15 protein-coding genes are annotated in these 23,304 nt (G+C 67.3%); 9 read left to right on the forward strand and 6 right to left on the reverse strand.

All coding sequences use genetic code 11. From position 1 onward, the window contains the following. Positions 1-64 precede the first annotated feature (64 nt). The gene (locus H6717_02110; GenBank protein ID MCB9575808.1) at positions 65-2,362 is read left to right on the forward strand and encodes a LysM peptidoglycan-binding domain-containing protein; all 2,298 of its coding nucleotides are present in this window, start codon (positions 65-67) and stop codon (positions 2,360-2,362) included. 466 nt (positions 2,363-2,828) lie between these two features. Then, on the forward strand, positions 2,829-4,013 hold the full coding sequence (locus tag H6717_02115; GenBank protein ID MCB9575809.1) for a hypothetical protein: 1,185 nt from the start codon (positions 2,829-2,831) through the stop codon (positions 4,011-4,013). A gap of 191 nt (positions 4,014-4,204) precedes the next feature. Here the strand turns inward: H6717_02115 and H6717_02120 are convergent, their stop codons facing one another. Genes H6717_02120 through H6717_02130 form a run of 3 tightly spaced genes read right to left on the reverse strand, consistent with a single transcriptional unit; the run spans position 4,205 to position 11,704 of the window. Continuing rightward, on the reverse strand, positions 4,205-6,136 hold the full coding sequence (locus H6717_02120) for a PAS domain S-box protein (GenBank protein MCB9575810.1): 1,932 nt from the start codon (positions 6,134-6,136) through the stop codon (positions 4,205-4,207). 28 nt (positions 6,137-6,164) lie between these two features. Continuing rightward, complete coding sequence (locus tag H6717_02125; GenBank protein MCB9575811.1) at positions 6,165-7,781, reverse strand: outer membrane protein transport protein; 1,617 nt, start codon at positions 7,779-7,781, stop codon at positions 6,165-6,167. A 17-nt stretch (positions 7,782-7,798) separates the two neighbouring features. Further along, entirely contained in the window at positions 7,799-11,704 is a 3,906-nt protein-coding gene (locus tag H6717_02130) for a hypothetical protein (GenBank protein ID MCB9575812.1), read from the reverse strand. Positions 11,705-11,807: 103 nt separating this feature from the next. On the opposite strand from H6717_02130, the gene glmU reads away from it, so the two are divergent. Beyond that, positions 11,808-13,196: a bifunctional UDP-N-acetylglucosamine diphosphorylase/glucosamine-1-phosphate N-acetyltransferase GlmU gene (gene glmU, locus H6717_02135; GenBank protein ID MCB9575813.1), complete on the forward strand. Its 1,389-nt coding sequence runs from the start codon at positions 11,808-11,810 to the stop codon at positions 13,194-13,196. A 549-nt stretch (positions 13,197-13,745) separates the two neighbouring features. After that, positions 13,746-13,877 (forward strand): hypothetical protein, encoded by a 132-nt coding sequence (locus H6717_02140; protein ID MCB9575814.1) that lies wholly within the window; start codon positions 13,746-13,748, stop codon positions 13,875-13,877. A 70-nt stretch (positions 13,878-13,947) separates the two neighbouring features. Here the strand turns inward: H6717_02140 and H6717_02145 are convergent, their stop codons facing one another. Further along, entirely contained in the window at positions 13,948-15,117 is a 1,170-nt protein-coding gene (locus H6717_02145) for a hypothetical protein (protein MCB9575815.1), read from the reverse strand. Positions 15,118-15,233: 116 nt separating this feature from the next. Between H6717_02145 and H6717_02150 the strand changes: the two genes are divergently transcribed. Further along, entirely contained in the window at positions 15,234-16,130 is an 897-nt protein-coding gene (locus H6717_02150; GenBank protein MCB9575816.1) for a hypothetical protein, read from the forward strand. Here H6717_02150 and ribA read toward each other — a convergent pair whose 3' ends face one another. Both ribA and holA read right to left on the reverse strand, forming a co-directional pair. Beyond that, complete coding sequence (ribA, locus tag H6717_02155; GenBank protein MCB9575817.1) at positions 16,131-16,850, reverse strand: GTP cyclohydrolase II; 720 nt, start codon at positions 16,848-16,850, stop codon at positions 16,131-16,133. A 102-nt stretch (positions 16,851-16,952) separates the two neighbouring features. Further along, positions 16,953-17,996: a DNA polymerase III subunit delta gene (gene holA, locus H6717_02160; protein MCB9575818.1), complete on the reverse strand. Its 1,044-nt coding sequence runs from the start codon at positions 17,994-17,996 to the stop codon at positions 16,953-16,955. Positions 17,997-18,079: 83 nt separating this feature from the next. Between holA and ribF the strand changes: the two genes are divergently transcribed. The 4 genes from ribF to H6717_02180 all read left to right on the forward strand — a co-directional run bounded on the left by ribF (position 18,080) and on the right by H6717_02180 (position 23,268). After that, positions 18,080-19,165 (forward strand): riboflavin biosynthesis protein RibF, encoded by a 1,086-nt coding sequence (ribF, locus tag H6717_02165; protein ID MCB9575819.1) that lies wholly within the window; start codon positions 18,080-18,082, stop codon positions 19,163-19,165. An 838-nt stretch (positions 19,166-20,003) separates the two neighbouring features. Further along, positions 20,004-20,636, forward strand: coding sequence for an SUMF1/EgtB/PvdO family nonheme iron enzyme (locus tag H6717_02170; protein ID MCB9575820.1), 633 nt, complete (start codon positions 20,004-20,006; stop codon positions 20,634-20,636). Between the two features lie 529 nt (positions 20,637-21,165). Then, positions 21,166-21,798 (forward strand): SUMF1/EgtB/PvdO family nonheme iron enzyme, encoded by a 633-nt coding sequence (locus tag H6717_02175; GenBank protein MCB9575821.1) that lies wholly within the window; start codon positions 21,166-21,168, stop codon positions 21,796-21,798. A gap of 594 nt (positions 21,799-22,392) precedes the next feature. Next, complete coding sequence (locus H6717_02180; protein MCB9575822.1) at positions 22,393-23,268, forward strand: hypothetical protein; 876 nt, start codon at positions 22,393-22,395, stop codon at positions 23,266-23,268. Positions 23,269-23,304 lie beyond the last annotated feature (36 nt).

A 23,304-nucleotide genomic window follows, 5' to 3' on the forward strand; every position in this document is an offset into this window, starting at 1 on the left:
CAAGATCGCGAGGCTTTTTCCCTGCTATTTGACCGATTCGTGACGGCCCGCTACCACTCGGCTCATGGTCGGGCTCCGTCTCACGCTTCCCGCTCTGCTTGCGGCGCTGTGCCTGAGCGGGGTGAGCAGCGCCAAGCCCAAGGCCAAGAAGGCCGAGAGCGCGAAGCTCGACGACAAGAAGACGGACAAGAAGTCCTCTGCCGAAGCTTCCAAGAAGGCGGAGGACAAGAAGGCGGACGCGAAGCAACCGGACCCGCCGAAGAAGGACGACAAGCCCGACGTGGGACCGGGCGCCGGCGCGGGCACTCGCAAGGTGGACGCCGACAAGGGCAACGACAAACCCAAGACGGAGCCGCCGAAGGAGCCGCCCAAGCCCAAGGTGGAAGAGGAGAAGAAGGACAAGCCCGTGTCGCATCGCCGCGGGCCCCGACCTCGGAAGCCGAGCCCCACCTTGCCCAAGGGGGCCGAGCGCTCCTCACCTAAGGAGTCGGTGCGCCGCGCCATCGCGGGCGGCAAGACGCTCGACGATCTGCGCGCCGGTACGGACGATCCGGAGCTGCGCGCCCTGAAGGAAGCCGACCGCGTGCTGTTCCCGCGGCCGCTCCACGGCGCCACGCCGGGGTTCGACTGGAACCTTCCGGCGCCCGCGCGTCGCGGCAGCCCCGACGTGGTCGCTTCGGGCTTGCCGCCGGAGGCGCGCGTGTCGCCCTCCACCGGGACGGAGGACGACGCCGTCACCGCAGAGTGGCTCCGGAGCCTCACGATGCCGAACCTGCCGGTTCGCCTCGAGGCTCGCGTCGTCCGCTACCTGAAGTTCTACCGCGACAACTCCCGCGGCCGGGCCATCGCCAAGGTGTGGGCGCGCAAGAGCGGGCGCTTCGTTCCTGCCATCAAGGCGGAGCTCGCCAAGGCCGGTCTGCCTTCGGACCTGGTGTGGCTCAGTCTGATCGAGAGCGGACACAACCCGACCATCTACTCGCCGGTGGGCGCCGCCGGGCTGTGGCAGTTCATGCCCGCTTCCGGGCGCATGTACGGCCTCACGGTGGACCGCTGGGTGGACGAGCGCCTCGACCCGAAGCGCAGCACCGACGCCGCCATCCTGTACCTCAGTGATCTGTATCGCCGCTTCGGCAACTGGGAGCTGGCGATGGGCGCCTACAACATGGGCCACGGCGGCATGACGCGGGCGATCCAGAAGTTCAACACCAACGACTTCTGGGAGCTGTGTCGTCACGAGGCGGGCATCCCGTGGGAAACCACGCTGTACGTTCCGAAGATCTTCGCCATCGCCATCGTGATGAACAACAAGAAGGCGTTCGGCATCGCGGACGTGAAGCCGGATCCGCCGGAGAGCTTCGACAGCGTGCTGGTGGGCTCCGGAACCTCGCTGGAGCAGGTGGCCGCCGCCGCGGAAACCTCGGTGAGCACGATAGAATCGCTGAATCCGCAGCTGCTCGCGTCGCGCGCTCCGCCGCGCGGGCCCGGGCGGCGCGAGCTCAAGTGGCACGTGCGCGTGCCGAAGGGCCGCGGCGTGAGCACCACCAGCCGCATGGCCAAGGTGTGGGCGGCGGATTCCGGCCTCGCTTCCTACGTGGTGAAGCTCGGTGACACGCCGGAGGCCATCGCCAAGTCCCTGCGCTTCCCCGAGGTGCAGCTCCGCGCGCTCAATCACATCGACAAGGACGAGGTCCTCGACGCGGGGACGGTCCTGTTGGTTCCGCGGTCTGCCAGCCAAAGGAAACCGGCAGAGCCCGAGACCCCGGACGTGGTCGTGGTGCCGCCCCGGCGCTTCGACTACCCGGATCGCCAGCGCATCTTCTACGTCGTGCGCCCGGGAGACTCGCTGACCGAGATCGCTTCCGCCGTGGGCGTGACCGCTGCGGATCTCGAGAGCTGGAACGCCATCGATCCCAACGCTCGGCTGCAGCCGGGCATGACGCTGCAGGCGTGGGTGGCGGACGCCGCGCGCCTCGCGTCGGTGCGCTACTTTCAAGACGCCGACACCCGCGTGCTGGTGGCGGGCACGCCGGAGTTCATCGAGTACTACGAGGGGCTCAACGGCAAAGAGCGCATCGTGGTGGCCGCGCGAGATGGCGACACCCTCTCCAAGATCGGCCGGCGCTACGGCGTGAGCAGCGGTTGGATGGAGCGAATCAACCGCAAGTCGCGCCGGAAGAAGCTCAAGGCGGGCGACAGCGTCGTGGTCTACGTGAAGAAGGGCACGCGCGGCTCGAGCGAAATCGACGAGACCACTCCGGAGCCGCTCCCCGCTCCCGAAGCGCCGGCGCCGGAAGCGCTGCCCGCCGTGCCTTCCGCCGAAAGCGCCGCGCGACCCAGCACCGCCGCCACTTCCGGCGGCTGATCATTCTTGGGCTCTCCGGACATCTTCACGGCTGAGAAATCGTTGGCCTTGGTGCGCCGGTCCCCACGTTTCGGCGATCGGGAAAGAGGCGAAGCGAGGCGCTGTCGAGCTCCGCAATTGAGTCCGGTGCTTCTTTGACGCAAAACGTAGAAAGCGTTCAAGAGAGGTCGTCGCCGTTCAGATGCGTGACCTTCGCCAGCGAATGGAACGCGCGCAGCGCGTGGCGTGAGCTCCTCGAAGAAAATCGCAGCCCGATGTCGAATTTTGTAGACAGGATTTCGGCGCGCAACGCCTCGCCACTGCGTCTCGCGTCACGATGCGCGCAGGGGCGCACGTCCGCGCGCGCTGAGCGCGTTTTGGTTCGGTTTCGATTTCTGAAGCATCCAGCGCTCTGAACGCGCACCAGCGAGGCAGCGAAAGAGCCCAAATTTCGCGTGGTATGTCGATGAGAACCCAAGGGGGACTCATGTCGAACCAGAACCACGAACGTCACGAATCCAATGGTCTGCAAGAGCTCGATGCGCTCTCGAACGACGCGCTCTGGCAAAGTACGCTGACGGCGAACGCTGCTCGGCGGCGCGCGATCGCACGACTTCTAATGCATCTCGCGCTCATCGAAACGCGGCGGCTGCACCTGGTGCGCGGCTACTCGTCGCTCTACGATCTGTGCGTGCGCTGCCTCGGGATGAGCGAGGGCCAGGCGCACCGCAGCGTTTCCGGCGCGCACGCGGCGAAGAGCTTTCCTCTCGCGCTGGAGATGATCGCCGATGGCCGGCTGCACCTCACCGGTCTTTCGCTCATCGCCAAGCGCCTCACGCCCGAGAACCACGCTCAGCTGCTTGAAGACGTGGCCGGCAAGACCAAAGCCGACATCCTGATCGTGCTCGCCCGCTGGTTTCCGAAGCCGGATGTTCCGGATCGCGTGGAGCCGGTGTCGGACGGGTCGGGTGGCGGAGAACAAGGGAACTTGGGCCTGGACGGTGCGCCACGTTCCCGCGTGGAGCCGCTGTCGGAGGAGCGCTTTCTCGTGCATTTCAGCGGCAGCGCGGAGCTGAAGGCGAAGCTCGAGCACGCCCAGAACCTGATGAGCCACGTGAGCCGAAAGCTCGAGGTCGTTTTCGAACGGGCTCTCGATGCGCTGATTCGCGAGCTCGAGAACAAGCAGTGGGGCAAGACCGAGCGGCCGCGACGCTCCGGGGGTCGCAAGGACCGAAGGCCGAGCCGTGCGGACAAACGTGAAGTCTACGAACGGGATGGAGCGCAGTGCGCCTACGTCTCTCCGTCGGGCGTTCGCTGCACGGCGCGCGCGTTCCTGCAGTACGACCACGTCGACCCGCTCGGCAAGGGTGGCGGTGGAGAAGCGCGCAACGGTCGCCTTCTGTGCGCGGCACATAACGATCTCCACGCACGACAAGCCTATGGCAGCGAAATCATCGACGAGAAGATCCGCCGCGCCCGATCAAGGGCGGAGCAAGGTGGCGCGGCTCAGACTGCGAAGGACAAGTGCGAAAGGCTCCGCGTGGCGCTCGTGACCATGGGCTTCAAGAAGGCCGAGTGCTGCAAGGTGGTCGCGGCACTCGCCACAGAGGCCGAACGCTTGCCCTTGGACCAGCTGATCCGCGATGCCCTGCTCAGACTCACGCAGCGCTGAGCTCGCCAGCCTTCCCTGGCGAATGTCGTCCGTAGTTCCGCGCAGGGGGAACGCTTCGGCCCTTTGCCGCGCCGGACCAGAAAAACCATTGCCCAGTCGAGTGGCACGTCCCTCTGAGCCTTCCTCATCGCATTCAGGCACCCACGAATGTGTGAGGAGAGCCCATTCTTGTTGGTCCGGCGCGATGCCCGTCACGTGCCGCGGGGCGGCGCTTGTCGGCTTCGGGCGGCGCGATCGCGTCGGAGCTGTTTGGCAATGGCCTCGACCAGGTCCTGCGTCTCGAACGGCTTGAGCAACAGGGTGATGGCCTTGTTGCTCACCAGCTCTTGGGCTTCCGGGGGCAGCGCTCCGCCGGTCATGAACACGAAGCGGCTCTGGTAGTGCGCGTGGCGCTCGCATAGCCGCCGGTAGAGCTCGTCGCCGCGTAGCTCGGGCATCAGTACGTCGCACAGCACGAGGTCGAACTGCACGGTGCCGGCGCTCAGGGCATCGAGGGCCTCGCTGGGGTTCAGGTGCACGCTCACGCTGTGGTCGTGCTCCAGCGTTCGCTCGAGGGCGCGGGCGACGGCGGCTTCGTCGTCGATGATGGCGATGGATAGGCGAGAGAGGGGTTCGGGCGAGCGCTCCGAGACGGAGGGCGCGGCGCGCTCGCTGTCGACCTCGACAGGAAGCTCCACTCGAAAGCGCGCGCCACGGGGGGCGCGGTTCTCCGCAGCGATGGTGCCTCCGAGAGACTCCACGATGGCGTGACAGATGGCCAGACCGAGACCCGTGCCACCGCCCACGCCCTTGGTGGTGAAGAACGGCGTGAAGATCTGATCCAAATGCTCCGGTGGAACGCCGGGGCCGTCGTCGGAAACCTCGATCACCACGCTGCTTTCGCTCTCGTACACGCGCAGCCGAACCTCACCCTCGGAGCCGCGCTCGGCCACGGCTTGGGAGCCGTTCACCAGCAGGTTGAGCACCACCTGCCCGAGCTTGGCGGCGTTGGTTCGCGCAAAGATGCCGCGTGGCAAGTCCGTGGAAAGGCGTGCGTGGCGCTCCACCGTCGGGCGCGCCAGCTTGATGGCCGCCTCGCACACGTCGGCGATGTCCGACAAGCGCCGCTCGGGACCGCGCGGGCGGGCGAACTCGAGGAGATCCCGCACGATGACGCGCACGCGCTCGCCGCCCTCCAGCGCTTCGCTCACGTAGCCGAGGATGCGCTCGTGGTGCTCCTCCGGGACCAGGCTGGGAAGTGAACGACGGAGCTGCTCGAGATGGAGCAGCACGTAGGTCATGGGATTGTTCACCTCGTGAGCGATGCCCGCGGCGAGGGTGCCTACGGCGGCCAGGCGGTCGTGCTGCGCCAAGCGAGCTTGCAGGGCCTTGCGCTCCGTCACGTCACGGCCGTAGGCCAAGACGGCCGGTTGTCCCTCGAACTCCACTGCCAGCGACGAGATCTCGAGCATGATGCTGCTGCCGTCCCGGCGCACGCCGCGGTACTCCCGCGGAGTGAGGCGTTCGCCCTCACGCACCTTGCGGATGCGCGCCATCATGGCGCCGAGCTCCTCCGCAGGTAGGAAATCCTTGGGCTCGAGCCGCAAAAACTCCTCCACGGACGACAGGCGCAGCGCGCGAGCGGCCGCGGGGTTCGCGTACAGGAACCGCCCGCGGCTGATCACCACGATGACGTCCGGCGCCGCTTCTGCCAGGTGACGAAAGCGCGCCTCGGATTGTCGCAGAGCGGCTTGGACTTCCTCGCGGCGGGTGATGTCCCGCAAAAACGCGACGATGAGCCGAGTGCCGTCGCGTTCCGTGTTCGCGAGGCCCACCTCCAGCGGGATCCGGCGGCCATCTTTGGCGATCACCTCGGTCTCCAGCAGCGGCGGGCGCTCGTCCGTGCCCACCATCGCGCCAATGCGCTCGCGCTCTGCCGGCGCCAGCACGTTCAGCGGGGGGATCTCGTTGATCTCGTCCGGCGCGTAGCCCAGCGCGCGGGCGCCCGCGGCGTTGATGAACAAGCGTTCGAGCTTGCCCGCCCGCTCGCCAATGATGGTGACGCCGATGCCCGCGTGATCGAGGGCCTCCAGTATGGTTTCCCCCAGTTGGCTCGCGTCGAAGGACGTGTCTTCGCGGGTCACGACCCGCGCGCTCTGCCCGGCTGCCGTCTCATTTCTTCCCCTTCTCTTTCTTGTCGCCCTCTTGCTCTTCGAAGGCTTTCTCGAACGCTTCGTCGCCCTCCGGCGTTGCGGCCTTTTTCTCCGCCTGCGGCGCCTGGGTGCGCGTCTCCGGCTCCTTCTCGGGGGCGGCGGCGGAAGGGCGCGTGGGCGGCTCGTCGGGGGAATCGAACTGGTAGGCCAGCCCCAGGCCGAGCACGTTCGCGCTGGCCGAGTAGCTGCCGGCGTTGATGTAGTTCGGGTTCGCCGGCGGATTGGCGACCACGGGGTTGACCTGCTCCACCCGTTGCTCTTTCACGCCCACGGTAGCGCTGCTGGCTAGCACGTGGGCCACCACGCCGTCGAAGCGCCACTTGCCGATATGCAAGCTGCCGCCCACCGCGAACACGATCTTGTCGAGGTCGATGCTCGCGGCGCTGAGATACTCCTTGGGCACCGCGCTCTTCTCGTAGGTCACGCCCGCGCGGCCCACCAGGCGATAGCTGCTCACGGGAAATCCGAGCTCGCCGCCCACGCGCGCGGAGTAGCTGTCTTGGAAGCCGCGCTGGATGTCGACCGGAGCGATGCGATAGCGCTGCGGAAACCCGGCGACGTTGACCAGGGCGATCTCGTCGGACTCCACGTGGATCGTGTCGTGCATGCTCCACGCTTCGTAGCCGACGCCGGCTTCCATGCGGATGTCTTCCGTGGGGCGGAGCTCGATGCCGGCGCGAGCGGTCCACGGCAGCCGGAACTTCACCGTCGCGCTATCGCCCTCCACGCTCGCGTTCTGGAACACCGCGGCGCTGGGCAGCCGCACGTCTTGGGTGGCGTGGGCGTTCACCCAGAACGGCAGGTGAAAGGACGCACCGATGCGCACCGTGTCGCTCGGCAACAGGATCGCCCCCACGGTTCCGGAGGGCGCAAAGATGGGGCCCACGCGCAGCCGTGCGTAGCTGTCGTAGTCCGGCTGCTCGGGAGCGCAGATGAAGCGTTCCGGCACGCAGGCGCTGAAGTACACGCTGGTCTGGAAGTAACCCGTGAGCATTTCCAGGCCCGCGCCCAGGGCGATGGGAGAGTTGGGCTCGTGCCAGGAAACGTATGCGCCGGGGATCGCCAGGGCGGAGCCGTTCAGCGAGATGATCGAGTAGCGCTGGGGAGCGGGCTGGCCGCGCACCGTCTCCGGGAAGCTGACGATGGCCGCGTAGGGCGCCCACATGCCGATCGCGAAGTTGAAGTTCTCCTGGCCGAAGTTGTCGGCGTACACGATGGTCGGGATCGGCAGCACCGGCGTGGTGCCGTCCACGGAGTCGTAGGTTTGCTCCCACTCCTGCCCGGTGAGCTTTCCGGTGTTGGGATCCACCTGCCGGAGGATGGCCTTGCGCTGGTACGTCGCGGAGTACTGCAGCCAGGAAGCGTCCAGCAAGAACTGGTTGCCCGTGAAGGCGAGCCCCGCCGGGTTGTAGGCGATGCTGCCGGCGTCGTCCGCGCCGGCGACGAAGGCACCGCCTCGCCCCAGCGGCCTCACGCCGCGGTCCGTGAAGTACAGGCCACCCGCGCTGGCGGTGGCCGTCGCACCCGTTACTGTCGCGGCGGCCAGGATGGCCAGCGTCTTTTTCGTCACCACGATGAGGAGCCCCTAACGAGTCAGTTGCCGTCCCTGTGGCTCATGATCTCGTAGAACTGCTCCATACCTCGGGTAGGCCCGGTCATGAAGTCCCGCAGCGTAGCAAAGGTGAGCTGCAGGTCTTGAGGGGTCATGGGCTGCTCTCGGGGCTGGCTCGCGTCGTAGCGGTTGACCTCCGCGATGGTGTCCAGGAAGACCTCCAGCGGCGTCTGGCTCTCGGGGTTCGAGGCATCCATGGGAGTGACCAGGTTCACCAGGATGGTGTCCAGCACTCGGTAGGGGTCGTAGGGGTTTTGGGCCGGCGCGCCGCTGGCATCGGTCTCCTTGGTCAGCGCGTCCATCATCTCCAGCACGCGGTCCGCGGTGCCGGGAGCGGGCTTGCCGTCCAGCGTGGCGTTCTCCGGGGCCGCCGCCAACGCGATGGCGTTGTAGATGAGCGGCATGTTCACGTCGTCCCCCAGGATCTGCATCATGTCGCTGCCGCTGGCGAGGGTGGACGAGAGGGCGTCGTTCTGGCTCGCGAGCCGCACCAGGTAGCGCAGGTGCTTCTCCAGCGCCTGGCGCGCCGCGGGGTCCTCGTTGATCTGATCGATGAGCGTCATGGCCGTGGAGAACATGGGTCCGCCCAGGGTGTCGGCGGCCTTGTCCGCCAGATCCTTCGTGGCCCACTTGCAGGAAATGGGGTTCGTCTCTCGATCCGGGCAGTTGGCGTTCAGCTGAGCGCGCAGCACGTCCACAAGAATGGGCACGCTCTTGGCGAAGCCCTCGTTCACGAAGTGCGCGCTCGGGCCGCTGCCCTCCACGCCCAGGAACTGATCCACCAGATGGGAGCGGGCGCTCCGCCAGCGGTCCTGCCGCGGATTGCCGTCCAAAGCCTGGTCGATGCCCTTGAGAGCGTCGGCGAACAGGTCGAAGGGCGTGAGCTGGGGCTTCGTGATCAGGCCGTTGGCCCACTTGGTGGTCTTGTTGCCGAAGCGGTCCCGCATGCCCACGCTGGCGGCGTAGTCCGGGTCGAACATCGCCTGGGTCATCTCGTGCAAGATGTCCAATCCCTTGTGGTCGACGCCGTTGCGGTCCTTGATGGTCATGGCGTCCACCGTGGTGACCAGCTCACCCAGCGCGGGGATCAGATCGCCCTGGAACGCCTCCGCCAAGATCGGCTCGTAGCGTGAGAGCCCGCTGCCGGTGCAGTAGCGGGGGTTGTACGCCGGGTTCACCTTGTGAGCGGCGCGGTCGGCGTCCGACAGGTACTTTTCCCAGGGCCGCTGTGAGAAATCGCCGTCGGAGTTGCACTCCGGACCGTGCGCTTCCGTGGCCCAGTGGCGATACAGGATCTCGATGTGATCGAGGAACAGCTGCGCCTGCCCGTTCGACTTGAACGCCTGCAGGATCGGCTTCATCGCCTTGTAGAACTCGTACTTCTCCCAGGTGAAAATGGTGCCCTTGTCGCGCACGCGCAAAAGGTCTTGAGGATTGCCGGCCTGGCCGCTGTGCGCCCACTTCACGTTGGGGCTGCAGTCGCTGACCCAGATGGTGCCAAGATTTGGTGGGGGCCGCGGATCCTGTACTGCGCGCTCGGGGCACACGGCGGGGGAGATCGCGTCCACCATGCTGGAGATGAACTTGTTGGTGTCGCCGTTGGAGCCGTTGAAATTGGCGTCCCGATCCGGCAGCTTGCCGCCGGAGAAGAGCGGGTCGAACTTGCTGGTCTCGGCGCCGAAGTACACCAAGCGGTTCAGCGCCTGCGGGGTGGGGGAAAGGCCCATGCCGGTGATTCCGCTCGAGGTCTGGAACACGGCGTCGGGATCGGTGAAGATCCCCGCAACGTCCATCATGAGCTTCAGCGTATCCGGGCGAATATCGAGCTTCGCCTGGCCCAGGATGGAGTCGAGGTAGAACAGGCCCATGTTCTTGAACACGAACAGCTCGCACTCCTTGTAGCCCGAGCCGGCGGGCCAGGTGATCGGTATGCCCAGCTTGATGCGCACCTTGGCGCCCGGCTTGTTGCAGGCATTCACGTCGTTCACGTCGTGGATGATCTGCAGGATGCGCGCGAACTCGCTGCGGTTGTCGCCGGCGTCGGGCTGGGAGTAGTCGGGCGGGACGCTCGGGTCCGCGGTGCCGCCGGTGGTCAGGTTGATGGGCGTGCCGTTCAGGTTCTTGCTGTCGTAGGTGAGGAAGTCCTTGTAGCGGTTGTAGTTGCCGTAGGCCGTCCCCAGGTACGCCTGCACGTTCGGATCCGCGAGGGACCGCAGCAAGTCCTTCGTGAGATTGGCGTCCTTGCTCATGTTGGCGACGAACTCCGCCATCTCGTCCCAGAAGGTGTCGCTCGGATCGAGCTTGGCTTCGGGGTGCGCGTTGGAGACCTCGCGCACCTTCAGCGCCGCGCCGATCACCCGCGCCACCACCTGCTCGTGCTCCGCGAACAGCGTGCGCAGGAACTTGAGCTGCACGTCGCTGTTCTTGTGGGCGAGGATCCAGCCGGTGGCATACAGAAGGTTCACTATTGGCGAGCTCTGCGTATCGAAGCTCGGGTACACGCCGCCTTCGGCCCAGGTCGCGGGCACCTGGATGGGCGGGCCGTACAGCATGTAGGCGCCGGAGAGCAGATCGGCGATGGACTCGTTGCCGCCGTCCACGTCCAGCAGCGGATCGAGGTCCCGCATGGTGGACGCCATGAAGGTCTCGCTGGTGTTCAGGTACGCGTACAGCGGCTGACCATTGGAACCGAGAGCCCGACCGAAAGCGTCGGCCGGAAACTGGCGGGGAACGCCGGGCACCACGAAGGGCGTGTCCACCGGTGCCAGCGTGCCCGGGCCGCTCAAGAAGCGACCGAGCTCGTCCACGTCGGCGAAGCCGTCGTTGTCGCCATCGAAGAACGGCGCCGGCACCGAGCCCGCCGTGCCCGGCGTGTTGCCCGCCGGCACCGCGTAGCCCCGCGTGTCCCGCACCACGAGCCAGCGGGGCGTGGACGCGGGCCCGGCGAAGGCCGGATCCGTCGCCAGCATGATGGCCTGCGCGATCTCCGTGTTGGTCCGTGGGCGCTGGGGAAACTCCACGTTCACCGGGCCGTCGAAGGGCAGCGGCAACGCCTTCTGCTCCGAGGTGGTCAGCTCGTTCTGCGCCATGCCGAGCACGTTCTGGAAGCCACTGCGCAGGTTTCCTCCGGGGCGAAGCTTGGGCGTGAAGGTCTGCGCCAACTGTCGCAGCTCGGGATAGGCCAAAGATGGACGCATCGCGCCCAGGGCCACGCGCAACGGACGGTAGCCGAGCCGACCGGACAAACGGGAAAGGGCCAGCTGTGCGGCCTGGGCCTTCTGGGTGTCGCCGATGCTCGAGATCGGATCGCTGCCGGGACCGCCGAGGGCCGCGAACAGCCGTCCCACGGAGCGGGTCACGCTGGGCATCAGCCCTTCGCGGGCGCCGGAGCCTTCGTGGTCGATGGGGTTGCCGTCGTACAGGGGCGCGATGCGCTTCAGGAACTGGTCGAGCGCCGCGTGCCCGTTGATGGTCTCGCCTGGCTGGCCAAAGGGCACCGGGATGGGATCGTCCGAAAAGGTCTTGTTCAGCGCCAGGATCAGATCACCCCGGCGGCGCACCATGGCGTTCAGCTTGGCGACGGCCAAGGTGCGCGCGAACGCGCTGTTCCCGGCCACCGGCGGCAGCTTGCTCTCGTCCACGCTGTCCGCGTAGCTCCCGAACTTGTCGCGGTGACACACGCCTCGGTAGGACGCCCCGCTCAGGTCCTCGGTGAGCACGCTGGCCCCCACGCGATCGCACAAGGCGGAGTACAGGTCGTCTCCGAGAGTCCCCACCGGCTCGGTCGTGCGACGGGTGGTGTCGAAATCGCTCGAGCAAGAAATCGAGAGCGTTGCCGCGAGGCTGGCCAGCACCACGGACTTCACCAAGTAGGACACGGAGCGCATGACGGAGAAGTGTATCGCGCCCGTCACGATCACGACACGAGAGCCCGGCTGACGCATCGCGTCAGCTTCCCGTCCGGGCGCATTCGCGGTAATCGGGTGCGCGATGTCCGATCTCGTTGCCGTCGTGCTGGCTGCTGGTCAAGGCAAACGCATGAAGAGCAGCCGCTCCAAGGTGCTCTTCCCCGTCGCCGGCCGGGCGCTGCTCCACTATCCCGTCGCCGCCGCCTTCGCCGCCGGCGCGAGCCACGTGGTGTGCGTGGTGAGCCCCGACAATCACGACGACGTGCTCGCCGCGCTGCGCGAGGACTTTGGCGACCGCGTGAGCGCGAAGGTACAAGATCCGCCGCGGGGAACCGGCGACGCCGCGCGTGTCGGTCTCGAAGGGCTCACGGGCGATCGCGTGCTGGTGCTGTGCGGCGATACGCCGCTGCTCGCTGCGGCCGCCCTCACCGAGCTATCCGCTGCCCTCGATCGCGAGCAGGCGAAGCTGGCGCTGCTCTCCTGCGAGGTAGACGACGCCTCCGGCTATGGCCGCGTGCTCCGCGACGAGTCTGGTCGCGTGCTCGAAGTGCGGGAGCATCGCGATCTGAAGACCAACGCCGAGCGCGCCGTTCGTGAAATCAACGCCGGCGTGTACGCCGCCCACGCGGATTTCCTGCGCGAGGCCCTCTCGCAAGTCTCGCCCAACAACGCTCAAGGCGAGTATTACCTCACGGACGTGGTAGCCATCGCCGCGAAGTCCCGCGCCGCCATCGCCGAGCTCGGTGATCCGTCCGTGCTGCTGGGCGTGAACGACCGCGCGCAGCTGGCCGAGGCAGAAGAGCTGCTCTTCGCGCGCATCGCCGAAGCTCACGCCCGCGCCGGCGCCAGCGTCAAGCGCGGCGCGCGCATCGAGACCGGCGTGGTGGTGGAGCCCGACGCCACCGTGGAAGCGGGCGTCACCCTCCGCGGAAAGACCGTGATCCGCAGCGGCGCCACGGTGGACGTGGGCTCGGTCATCACGAGCTCCGAGGTCGGCGCCGGCGCGCTGATCAAGCCGTACTCGGTGATCACCGACAGCCGCGTCGGCCCCGGCGCCCAGATCGGTCCCTTCGCGCATCTCCGCCCCGGCAGCGAGATCGAGGACGACGCGCACATCGGCAACTTCGTGGAGACCAAGAAGACCCGCGTGCGCAAGGGCGCGAAAGCCAATCACCTCGCTTACCTCGGCGACGGTGACATCGGCGAAGGCGCCAACGTCGGCGCGGGCACCATCTTCTGCAACTACGACGGCTTCAAGAAGCACACGACGACCATCGGCCCGCGCGCCTTCATCGGCAGCGACTCTCAGCTGGTCGCGCCCATCACCATCGGCGAGGGTGCCTACGTGGCCACCGGCACCACCGTCACCAAGGACGTCCCCGCCGACGCCCTGGCCATCGCGCGACCGAAGCAAGAGAACAAGCTCGGCTACGCGCCGCGGCTCCGAGCGCGCCTCAAAGGCAGCTCCTGACGACAGGTCTCGCTAGGTCTCGCTGAGCCGCGGCTCCGAGCACGCCTCAAAGGCAGCTCCTGACGAATGATGTCGCTGCGCCGCGGAACCTCGCGGCCGCGCGGGGCGTGCCAGGTCGCCGAGCCAGAGCTGCGCCTTCGCTGATGGAGGCGAGAGGACGCGGGCTCTCGCCGAGCCACGAAACCCCGCGGCCGCGCGGGGCCGACAAGCGGCGCGCGGGGCCGACAAGCGGCCGCGCGGGGCCGACAAGCGGCGCGCGGGGCCGACTCGCGGACGCGTGAGCTCGAGTGCGGGGTGGTTCCGCGCCGAACCAACACCCCCGAGACAATAGCGCTCCTGGCGCTCCATTGTGCGCACGACAAAAATCGACATTCCCAAGACGATTTCGATTGAACCGACACCGAGGACACTGCCGACGCCGAGGAAACTACCGACGCCGAGGAAACTATCGACGCCGAGGAAACTACCGACGCCGAGGACACTACCGACGCCGAGGACACCGAAAGCACCATCGACGCCGAGGCGCGGGAGAAGCGAGACGAGCTCCTCTTGGCGCTCACGAGCCAAGGCTTCAAGAAGGGCGAAGCCAAGAGGGCGACGGAGACGCTCGCTGGAGAAGCCCGCACCCTCTCGCTCCAAGAGCTGCTGCGTCGTGCACTGGCGCTGCTCGTTCCGCGATAGGCGGGACGCGCCAGGGGGGCTGCAGGGCGCGGGGTGCGGGCCTTCGTCTCGGCATCGCAGCGGGTGGCCGCTACTGGGGGCAGAGGCGGGTGACGGTTTGCTCGAGGGCGGGGTCGCGCTGGGTCGCGCGGGGCGACCACACGACGCGGAGGCCTCCCTCGCGGCGAGCGAGCTCCGTCGCGAGGGCGAGAGGGCGGAAGCCGCGGGGATCGCGATAGCCGAGGGCGCCGCGGAGCACGGAGCGTTCGGGGAGATCGCTGACGCGGGCGCTGCCCTCGGCGCGGTCGAGCTCGACGTCGCGCTCGTGTTTTTCGGCGCCGGCGTGGTTCGGAACCATGCAGGCGATGCGGAGCACGGGGCGGCCGTCGCGGTCCTTGCGGCTCGCGAGGGAGACCGTCTCAGGACGCAGGGCCCACACGATGGTGAGGGCACCCGTGGCGTCGCTCAGCAATGCCACGTGATCGGCGTCCTTTGGCGCGGCGTCCTTTGGCGCGGCGTCCTTCGGCGTCGCGACAGCGGCCTCCGTCGCGGGACCGGAAGTGTGGAGCTCCGTCGCGGGCGCAGCTTCCGTCGGAGCGACGGCGTCGGCGAGGTTCGTCGGAGCGACGGCGTCGTCGAAGCGCGTCGTGGGCACGGCGTCCGACATGGGCGTCGCGTCGTCAAAGCGCGTCGTGGGCACGGCGTCCGACGCGGGCGTCGCATCACCCGCCGTCGCGTCCGTCGCGTTCGCGCTGTCCGTCGCGTTCGCGCTGCTCGTCGCGCTCGCGCTGCTCGGCGCGTCCCCCAAGCTCCGCTGCGTCCGCGGCGCGTCCTTCTCTTTGGCAAGGCGATTGCGCAGCGACCGCGCGATCTCGTGGTCCGGCTCTTTCTTCAGCACTTCGTCGAGCATCGACAGGGCGCGCTTGTGATGGCCCTGGGCGGCGTAGATCTCCGAGAGCGTCACGGTGGCCACCGGCGGCTGGTGACGGATCACCGTGGGCGCCAGGCTCGTGCGGCGGACCAGGGCGGCTGCGTCGGGAAGGTGCAGCCCTTGCTCGATGAGCTCCGCCACCAAATCTCGTGCCACACCCAGCCAGCCGCGGGCGCGGCGGCGTGCCACTTCGTCAGTGATCGTGCGCCGCACGATTTCGTCTGCCAGCTCCACCCGGGTCATCACTTCCGGGCGTTCGATTTCGAGACGGCGCGCGCGATCGACGAGTGCTTCGCGCGACAGGCTCTCCAGCTCTTTGCGATCGATCACGCGCGGACACTACATCACTCAAGGTCTTCCGAAAACGGTCGCTTCCCAATGTGATGACCACCCGCGATCGCTGCCGTTCTGAACGTCCGAAGCATGGGGGGCATCGGACCCATCACATGCCAGCACCGTCGCGCGCCCTTCTGGGCGCCGCCGCCCTGACCATCATCGCACTGCCCCATTGGGCCTACGCCGCCGAGCCTCAGAGTCCCGCCACTGCCAGCTTCGCGCTGATCCCCGAGCCGGCCCCCACCGCCGAGACGTTTCCGGCGCCGCCCCCCACGCCCGCGCAAGCTCCGGCGCCGGTCGTGGACCGCGGCGAACCAACAAACCCAAGACCAGAGCCGGTGTTCGCTCCAGCACCAGTACAAAGCGATCCGGTGCGCGATACAGCTCCGGCGGAAGAAGCGAAGTCCGGCGGTGCGTCGGACCAGTGGATGCTCTCGCTGGAGGGCGTGACGCGCATTCCCGTGGACGTGGGTGGGCAGATCATTTTCGAGACGCCCATCGGCTTGCGCTTCGGTGGAGGCTACGGCGCCATCCCGAGCGCGTACGTGAACGTCGTCACCGGCGCTGCATCCAACGCGTCCGGCAGCGACCTCTCCATCTTCGATGGCGGACACGTGTGGCGCGCGCAGATCGGCATGCGACCGATCCCGAAGCTCGGCTTCTACCTGGATGCCGGCTACGCCAAGGTCACCCTCAATGGATCGGTGGATCCTGCGAGCTTTGGCACGATCACCGGCGTCACGCTGTACCCCTCGGGGGTGACGACCACGCTCGACATGTGGTTCGCGGAGCTCGGCTACCAAGGGCACGTCGGTGACCGCGTGGTGCTGGGGCTCGGCGTGGGCCTGATGGGCACCATGAGCTCGAGCACGCAGGTGGACGAACCCTCGCAGAACACCACCGCCCAGGCGCTCACAGCGGAGGCCACCAACACGGTGGACCAGCAGATCGAGCGCTACGGGTTCATCCCGAACCTCACCCTGCGGCTCGGGTTCGACTTGCTCTGATCAGTGGGTGGCGGCGGGATCGGAAGAATCCCCGCCGTCGTCGCCGCTGTCGTTGGTGGGCTTCTGGTGGAAGACGCCGCTCGGTAGCTCGTGCTGCATGCGGCGGCGCTTCACCTCGAGGTACTCCGCGCTGAAGGGCGTGGCGGCCACCAAGGTGGGAATCCGCTTCTCGACGATGATGCCGAGGTGCTGCAGCGAGCTCACCTTCTCGGGGTTGTTGGTCATCAGCTCGATGGACAGCACGCCGAGATCTTGAAGCATGGCGGCGGCGATGTCGTACTGCCGCGCGTCTACCGGTAGGTGCAAGAGCTCGTTGGCTTCGATCGTGTCGGCGCCTTGGGCTTGCAGGGCGTAGGCGCGGATCTTGTTTGCGAGGCCGATGCCGCGGCCTTCTTGCCGGAGGTAGAGCACGACGCCTTCACCCCGGCGGCCAATCTCGGCCATGGCGCGCTCGAGCTGACCCTTGCAGTCGCACTTGAGGCTGCCGAACACCTCACTGGTGAGGCACTCCGAATGCACGCGCACGGCCACACCGCGTTTGCCGTGCACCTGCCCCATCACCAGGGCGAGGTGCTCGTTGGACAGACCATGGGAGGGCGCCTCGTTCGACCGATAAACGTGCAGCTCGAAAGTGCCGTACTTGGTCGGGAGCGGTGCGTGTGCCGCGTGGTCGAGTGCCGGGAGCACCGTCGGAGGGTCCAAGGCTTCGTATTCTTTCATGGCCCAAGGGGAGGTAGGAGGAAATACTTCAATAATTTCGCGGAGCCACCCCTCGCGAGCCTATCGAGTCACGGAGAAGGATGGTGCCGCCGACGCAGCAGGTCAAGCTCCCCTGTTTTGTCGTTGTCCTGGACGTGCACTGTTCTGGTGACAGAGGCTGAGGATGGCGTGCTCCAACACTGCTTTGGGCGGACGCTTGGAGCCGCCCTTGAGGGCGAGGTCTACACGGGCCAGGAGCTCGAGCCACTGCTCCAGATCTTGTCGAGGGATGCTGCGCACTTGCGCTGCCAGCTCGCGGGCCTTGAAGGGCGGTGCGCCGGCGCGCTTGGCGGCCTCTTCGGGGCGCGCGCCGCTCTGCATGGCGGACTCGAAGCGCAATAGCTGCCGCGCGGACCAGGCGAGCACGCCGACCAAGCGCAGACCGCGATCGTGAGGATCGTAGACGCGCTCGAGGGCCGCCAGGGCGCTGCCCGCGTCTCGTTTGCCCACGGCGCCCACCAGCTCCCACACGGTGGTGGGCCGCACGCGCACCACGCACTCCGCCACGGCTTCTTCCGTGATGGTCTCGCCTTCCCCCACGTACAGGCACACGCGCTCCAGCGCGTCCGCCACGGTGGAGAGCTCCGGCCCCGCGAGCTCCGCCAGCAAGTCCGCAACGCCCGCGGCGATGGAGTTGCCCCGCTCCTTGGCGGTGGCGGCGATCCAGCGCGGCAGATCCCCGCGGCTCAACGCTTCACAGTTCACGGCAAAGCCCTGCTTGAAGGCGTAGGCGGTGAGCTTCTTGCGCTTGTCGAGCTTGGCGGCGGTGAGCAACAGCACGGTAGAAGGCGACGGATCCTTGGCGTACTCGAGGAGCGCTTCCAGCGCTTCGGTGCCCTTGGCTTCCCAGCGCTCCAGGGCGCGCACCATCACCAGCCGCCGCTTGGCGAACATCGGCAGCGTGCGCGCAGCGCCGAGCACGGCGTCCACGGTGGCCTCGCCGGCGGTGAACTGATCTTCGTTCAGCCCCGGCGTGGCGCCTGCCAGCGCGGCCTGCCGCAGCGCCGTCGTCACCTGCGTCTGCAGGTGGCGCTCCTCCCCCGTCACCAAGTAAACGGGCCGAAGCTCGCCGGCGCGCGCTTCTTTCAGGGCTTGGTCCGGGGTCATGGGCAGCGGGCCGGGAGCATACACGAGAATGCCAGCCGCTGGCGGTGGCCCTGCTGTCGCGGCTGTAGTAAGCACGCCGCGCCGTGTCGTCCCGCCGCATCGATGGAGCCGCGTCGCTCGCTGCCTCGCCCGGATCCACGTTGGTGGTGATCGGCAACTTCGACGGCGTGCACCTGGGGCACTGCACCATGGTCCACTCCGCGGTGCAGGAAGCGCAGAAGAACGGCCTCGCGCCGCTGGTGCTCACCTTCTATCCGCATCCCGCGGAGGTGCTCGGGCGCGGCAAGCAAGAGGTGCTCACGCCGCTCGATTACAAGATTGAGCTCCTTGGTCGCGCCGCCCCGGAGCTCCGGGTGGTGGTGGAGCGTTTCACGCGGGAGCTCGCCGGCAAGAGCCCGCGGCAGTTCGCCGAAGAGCTGCTCGTCGGCGAGCTGGGCGCCGGCGTCGTGATCGTGGGGGACAACTTCCGCTTCGGCAAAGGCCGCGCCGGCGACGTGTCCACCCTCGTCGCGCTGGGCAAGGAGCTCGGCTTCGTCGCCCACACGCATGCGCTGGAGGGCGACGCCGAGGGTCCGTACTCCAGCAGCCGCGTTCGCGACGCCGTGCGCAGCGGCGACTTGCCCACCGCCACGCGCATCCTCGGCCGCCCCCACGCGCTTTCCGGCGGCGTGGTCCGGGGCGACGGCCGCGGTCGCACCATCGGCATCCCCACGGCGAACATCGCCCCCGTCCCCGAGCTCTTGCCGCCCTTCGGCGTGTACGCCTGCGTGGTCGACGACATCACCGATCCCGCCGCCCCGCGCGCCCTCGCGCCCGCCGTCACCAATATCGGCCAGCGCCCGACCTTCGACGCGAGCTTCAGCGTCGAAACGCACCTGCTCGACTGGGACGGCAACCACGACCACGACGGCAACCGCGATCACGACGGCGATCGCGACCGCGACCGCGCCGGCAACCGCGACGGCAACCACGACCACGACGGCAACCGCGACCACGCCGGCAACCGCGACCTGTACGACAAGCGCCTGCGCGTGCACCTCGTCGCGCGCCTGCGAGACGAGCGCAAGTTCCCGAACAAGGACGCCCTGGTCGCTCAGATCCAGCAAGACATCGCCCAAGCGCGTCCGCTCCTCGCGCCCCTGTCCCCCAAGACTCCCACCTGGTTCTGACGCCCAGGGCCGCGCGCTCGCGCGCCGCACATAGAGCCGGGGCGCGTCGCGATGTCCGAAAAGCGGACATGGGGAGGGGGTCTCGCGAGTGAGCGGCTCGAAATGTCCGGATTTCGGACACAAGCGCAACGCGGGTCCGCGGCACGCGGCCGTGCAAGCGTGTCCGCGGCGCGAGGTTCCGCGGCGGACCGACATGATCTGGCAGCTCAGCCGTCGAGGCCGCGAGGTCCAAATTCCGGACATGGAGGCGCCTTGCGACGAGTGAGCGACCGGAAAATGTCCGGAACATGGACCTCGGCGCCGCGGGCCGCCTCGCCTACAAACCCTCCACCCGCTTCCAGGTCGTATTGTTGGGGCGGCGCGAGCCCCGTCGCGTCGCGCGTGCGCACACTCAAACGTCACTTCCCCGTGGGCGCGTTTTGCGGGATCATCACGACAGATGACGTCGCGGGTGGGATCCTTGTGTGCGGTCCTCGCGTTCTTTGCGAGCGTGGGGGCATGTGGGTCGGCGGACGATCCGGTAACGGATCACGCGTGCCGGGTGGGCGACACCCGTGCTTGCCTCGGTTCCGGCCAATGCGCGGGGGCGCAGAGTTGTCTGCCTGACCGTTCTGGATGGGGGCTGTGTGACTGCGGCTCCGGTGGTGGGGGACTCCCGGGTAGTGATGCCGCGGCCGGTGCGGGCGGTGCGGGCGGTGCGGCTGGAGAGGCCGGGGTCGCGGGAGGTGGCGTTGCAGGAAGTGCAGCCACTGGAGGTGGTGCCGCTGCGGCAGGAGCTCCAAGCGATGCCGGAAGCGACGCTCAAATCCCGAAGTGCGTCGGCTTGCCGGGTTCGCAGATGGCGGATCTTGGCGAGTTCTGCATCGACAAGCACGAGGCGACGCAAGAAGAGTACGAGAAGTTCCTGGTCGCCGTGGGCACGACGCCATCTGGCGCGCAGCCAGTGGGCTGCCAGGCGAACTCGAGCTTTCATCCCAACGACCACTGCGCCGGCTACTTCCAGCCGCAGACCAAGTGGAACCACGCCGTGGGCTGCGTGGATTGGTGCGATGCCTACGCGTACTGCAAATGGGCCGGGAAGCACCTCTGTAGCTCCGTTTCGGGGCAGGTGCTCACCGCCCAGACGTTCGAGGACTACTCGGCGAGCCAGTGGGGCTATGCATGCAGCAACGGTGGGCAAACCGACTATCCGTACGGCGCTACCCTCCAACCGCAGAACTGCATGTCGACCGTGGATTCGGCGCCGGTTGGCAGCTATGCGCAGTGCACGGGATTGGCGGTTCCGTTCAACCAAGTGTTCGACATGGTGGGCTCCGTTGCGGAGTGGATTGACTACTGCGACGTGAACCAAGGCTGTGCGCTCATGGGACGGCTGGATACGCCCAACGACAAGCCCAGCTCCTGCACGGCGAACACTTACGCGTTGAAGCTCACGGCGAGCGAGACGACGGGGATCCGATGCTGCTTGTAGCGGAGGCCGACCAATGAGCGGAAGTATCAGGGGTTACGCAAAGTACTCGTGCGAAGTGCGCGCGCAGCATGGGTGGAGACACGTGGCTCGATGGTTGGCGATGGCGCTGGCAGTGGCCGCGGGCGCGTGCGGCTCCGACAGCAATCCCGCCGAGGCGCCAGCATGTGCCGTGGGCGATACCCGCGCTTGTCTCGGGCCCGGACAGTGCTCTGGTGCACAGTCGTGCCTGCTCGATCGCAGCGGGTGGACGGCGTGCGACTGTGGTGGGACGGATTCCGGACTGGGCGGTAGCCCTCCCGATGGGAGTACTGGAGGGGCAGGCGGCGGCGCCGCAGGAGTTGGCGGAAGCGCTGCGAGCGGCGGACAGGCTGGAGCAGACGCCGCCGTCGGCGGGTCTGGCAACTCCGCGGGGAGCTCGGGAGTTGGCGGGACCGGCGGCATTGCGGGTAACGCTGGCGTTGGCGGCGGCAGCTCGGATGCCGGAAGTGATGTCGCAAGCACGAAGTGCTCGGGGTTGCCCGGATCCCCGATGGTCGACGTTGGTCCGTTCTGCATCGACCGCCACGAGGCCACGAACGCGGAGTACAAACAGTTCCTCGATGCGGTCGGTACGCCCGCTCCGGGTTCACAGCCCACCGGTTGCGAGTTCAACGCGAGCTTTCACCCGAACGAGCACTGCTCGACCGGCTTCGATGTTCAGAACAAGCCGGACTACGCAGTGTACTGCGTCGATTGGTGCGACGCGTACGCGTACTGCAAGTGGGCGGGGAAGCACTTGTGCGGAAACATTGGCGGCGGTCCGCTGAACGACCAGAACTTCGAGGACTACAGCGTGAGCCAGTGGGGGTACGCGTGCAGCAATGGCGGGCAAACGAACTATCCGTACGGCGACACGTCGCAGGTGGGGACTTGCGCCATTGGCGTGGACGAAGGCGCAGTTGAGACCCACCCGGTTTGCAGGGGCCTCGTGTCGCCGTTTGACCAAGTCTACGACATGGTCGGTAGGCCGTCCGAGTGGATTGACTATTGCGACCCAATCTACGGCTGCATGCTCATGGGCCACCTGGCTCAGCCGGCCGTAATGACTTCGTCGTGCAAGGCCAACAAGTTTGAAGGCAAGCACAGCGGTACGTACGACACTGCCATTCGCTGTTGCTTGTGACACTCTTGGAATACGGGCATCGAGCAGCGCAGAGTCGGCAATTTCGCTGCGAGTCGGATTGCGCTGCGCCGTCCGCCGAGCGAGTTGCGAATTGACCACGACGGAGAGCCTGATGGAGTGCATTGTCGGGTTTGTGCGCAGGTGCGGAGGACAAACCGCGCTGCGGGCGGGGAGCCAGCCGGGGTTGCAGAGCGCGATTCGGCGCGCGACATGTCCTGCAACGTGCATTGCGGAAGGCGCTGCGGGTTGTGCACCGCGGCGGGGAGAACTACTCGGAGGCTCTCGACATCTGTGCGCGCGCGAGCACTGTGTCTGTGTTTCGTGCTCACCACTGTCGGGTGTGCGGCGCCCGCTTCTACGTCTGCCTCGCCGCGAGCACGTCCGCTCGTCGAACCAACGGCATGTTGGTCGGCCGAGTCGGGGCAGTGGCTTCCGATCAAGGACGTTACTGTTACTGATGTGGCTTCGGTCGCTGGGTCAGCTCTTCTCGCGGGGTTCAGTAGCAAGGGAGCGGCGATGCTTGGCGTTGATGGCCGAGGTCGGCGCACCAGGATCTCCACGGTCCCCCTCTGGTTTGGTGGAGACTATTGGGACGTGAGCGCAGACCGGGATGTGACAGTCGTGGTCGCGAGCCAGACACTGGAAGTTGGCTTCTACAAGATCGATGCCGCGATCGTCGATCGTGACGCGCGGGTGCGTCGAAGCTGGACAGTGACCTCCGCGGGGCGCGGTGCGAGCTCGGCAGTTGCCGATGGTGTGGCAGCAATCGCGTTCTGGCGAAAGCAAGACGATGGCCACGACGACGGCGTCATGCAGGGATTCGACGTGAAAGACGGGAGACTTCTGTGGGAGCGAAACCTGGAGTCCCTGCAGCTGTCCGCTGTCGAAGCCGGAGGCCAGACCGTTGAGCTGGCCGCGTACGGAGGGAAGTTCTTTGTGGTTGGGCCGCAGTCGCCCACGGTCTCGATTCGTGCGTTTGACGCGCACTCAGGCGACGAGTTGGGCAGACGAGGCCTGCACGGCATTGCATGGAGCTCGGTTCTCGACACGCGGCCACACCTGCGCTCTTTGGACAGCGGGGTTGCGGTCGTTGGCGCAAGCAGCGGCGCGGGAACCGATTGGACCGTATACAACTTCCAGCGGGGTGAGTTGTCGCGCGCTGAGCGGTGGGGATTCCAAGGACGACTGCAGGAGCCAGTGCAGGTGGTTCGCGCCGATCTCGTGTTGGCCAACGGCACGGTCGCCCAGCGCGGTTGTTCAGTTCGCGTCTACAGTGTTCCAAGTTGGGACGGCTGCGCGGCAGAACCGCCCGGGGCACGCTACTGGTCGACGGTCTTGCTGGGGCGGAAGCAGGTCACTTCGCTGGCATGCTACGGGAAGTCCGCTGTTCTTGTTTCCACAGTGAGTGGGGATTTCGCTTCCTGCGCGTGCCCGCAGAAGGTGACGAGCGAGACGAGAGACTCCCTCTGATGCCTCGCGGGGCAAGGCCCGTCCAAGCGCCGAGAC

The organism is Polyangiaceae bacterium, from assembly GCA_020633235.1.
Lineage (GTDB): Bacteria > Myxococcota_A > Polyangia > Polyangiales > Polyangiaceae > JACKEA01.

Coding starts and splice junctions, on each gene's coding strand:
- H6717_02110 (MCB9575808.1), top strand. CDS start 65: ATGGTCGGGCTCCGTCTCACGCTTCCCGCTCTGCTTGCGGCGCTGTGC.
- H6717_02115 (MCB9575809.1), top strand. CDS start 2,829: ATGTCGAACCAGAACCACGAACGTCACGAATCCAATGGTCTGCAAGAG.
- H6717_02130 (MCB9575812.1), bottom strand. CDS start 11,704: ATGCGCTCCGTGTCCTACTTGGTGAAGTCCGTGGTGCTGGCCAGCCTC.
- glmU (MCB9575813.1), top strand. CDS start 11,808: ATGTCCGATCTCGTTGCCGTCGTGCTGGCTGCTGGTCAAGGCAAACGC.
- H6717_02150 (MCB9575816.1), top strand. CDS start 15,234: ATGCCAGCACCGTCGCGCGCCCTTCTGGGCGCCGCCGCCCTGACCATC.
- ribA (MCB9575817.1), bottom strand. CDS start 16,850: ATGAAAGAATACGAAGCCTTGGACCCTCCGACGGTGCTCCCGGCACTC.
- holA (MCB9575818.1), bottom strand. CDS start 17,996: ATGACCCCGGACCAAGCCCTGAAAGAAGCGCGCGCCGGCGAGCTTCGG.
- H6717_02170 (MCB9575820.1), top strand. CDS start 20,004: ATGGCGGATCTTGGCGAGTTCTGCATCGACAAGCACGAGGCGACGCAA.
- H6717_02175 (MCB9575821.1), top strand. CDS start 21,166: ATGGTCGACGTTGGTCCGTTCTGCATCGACCGCCACGAGGCCACGAAC.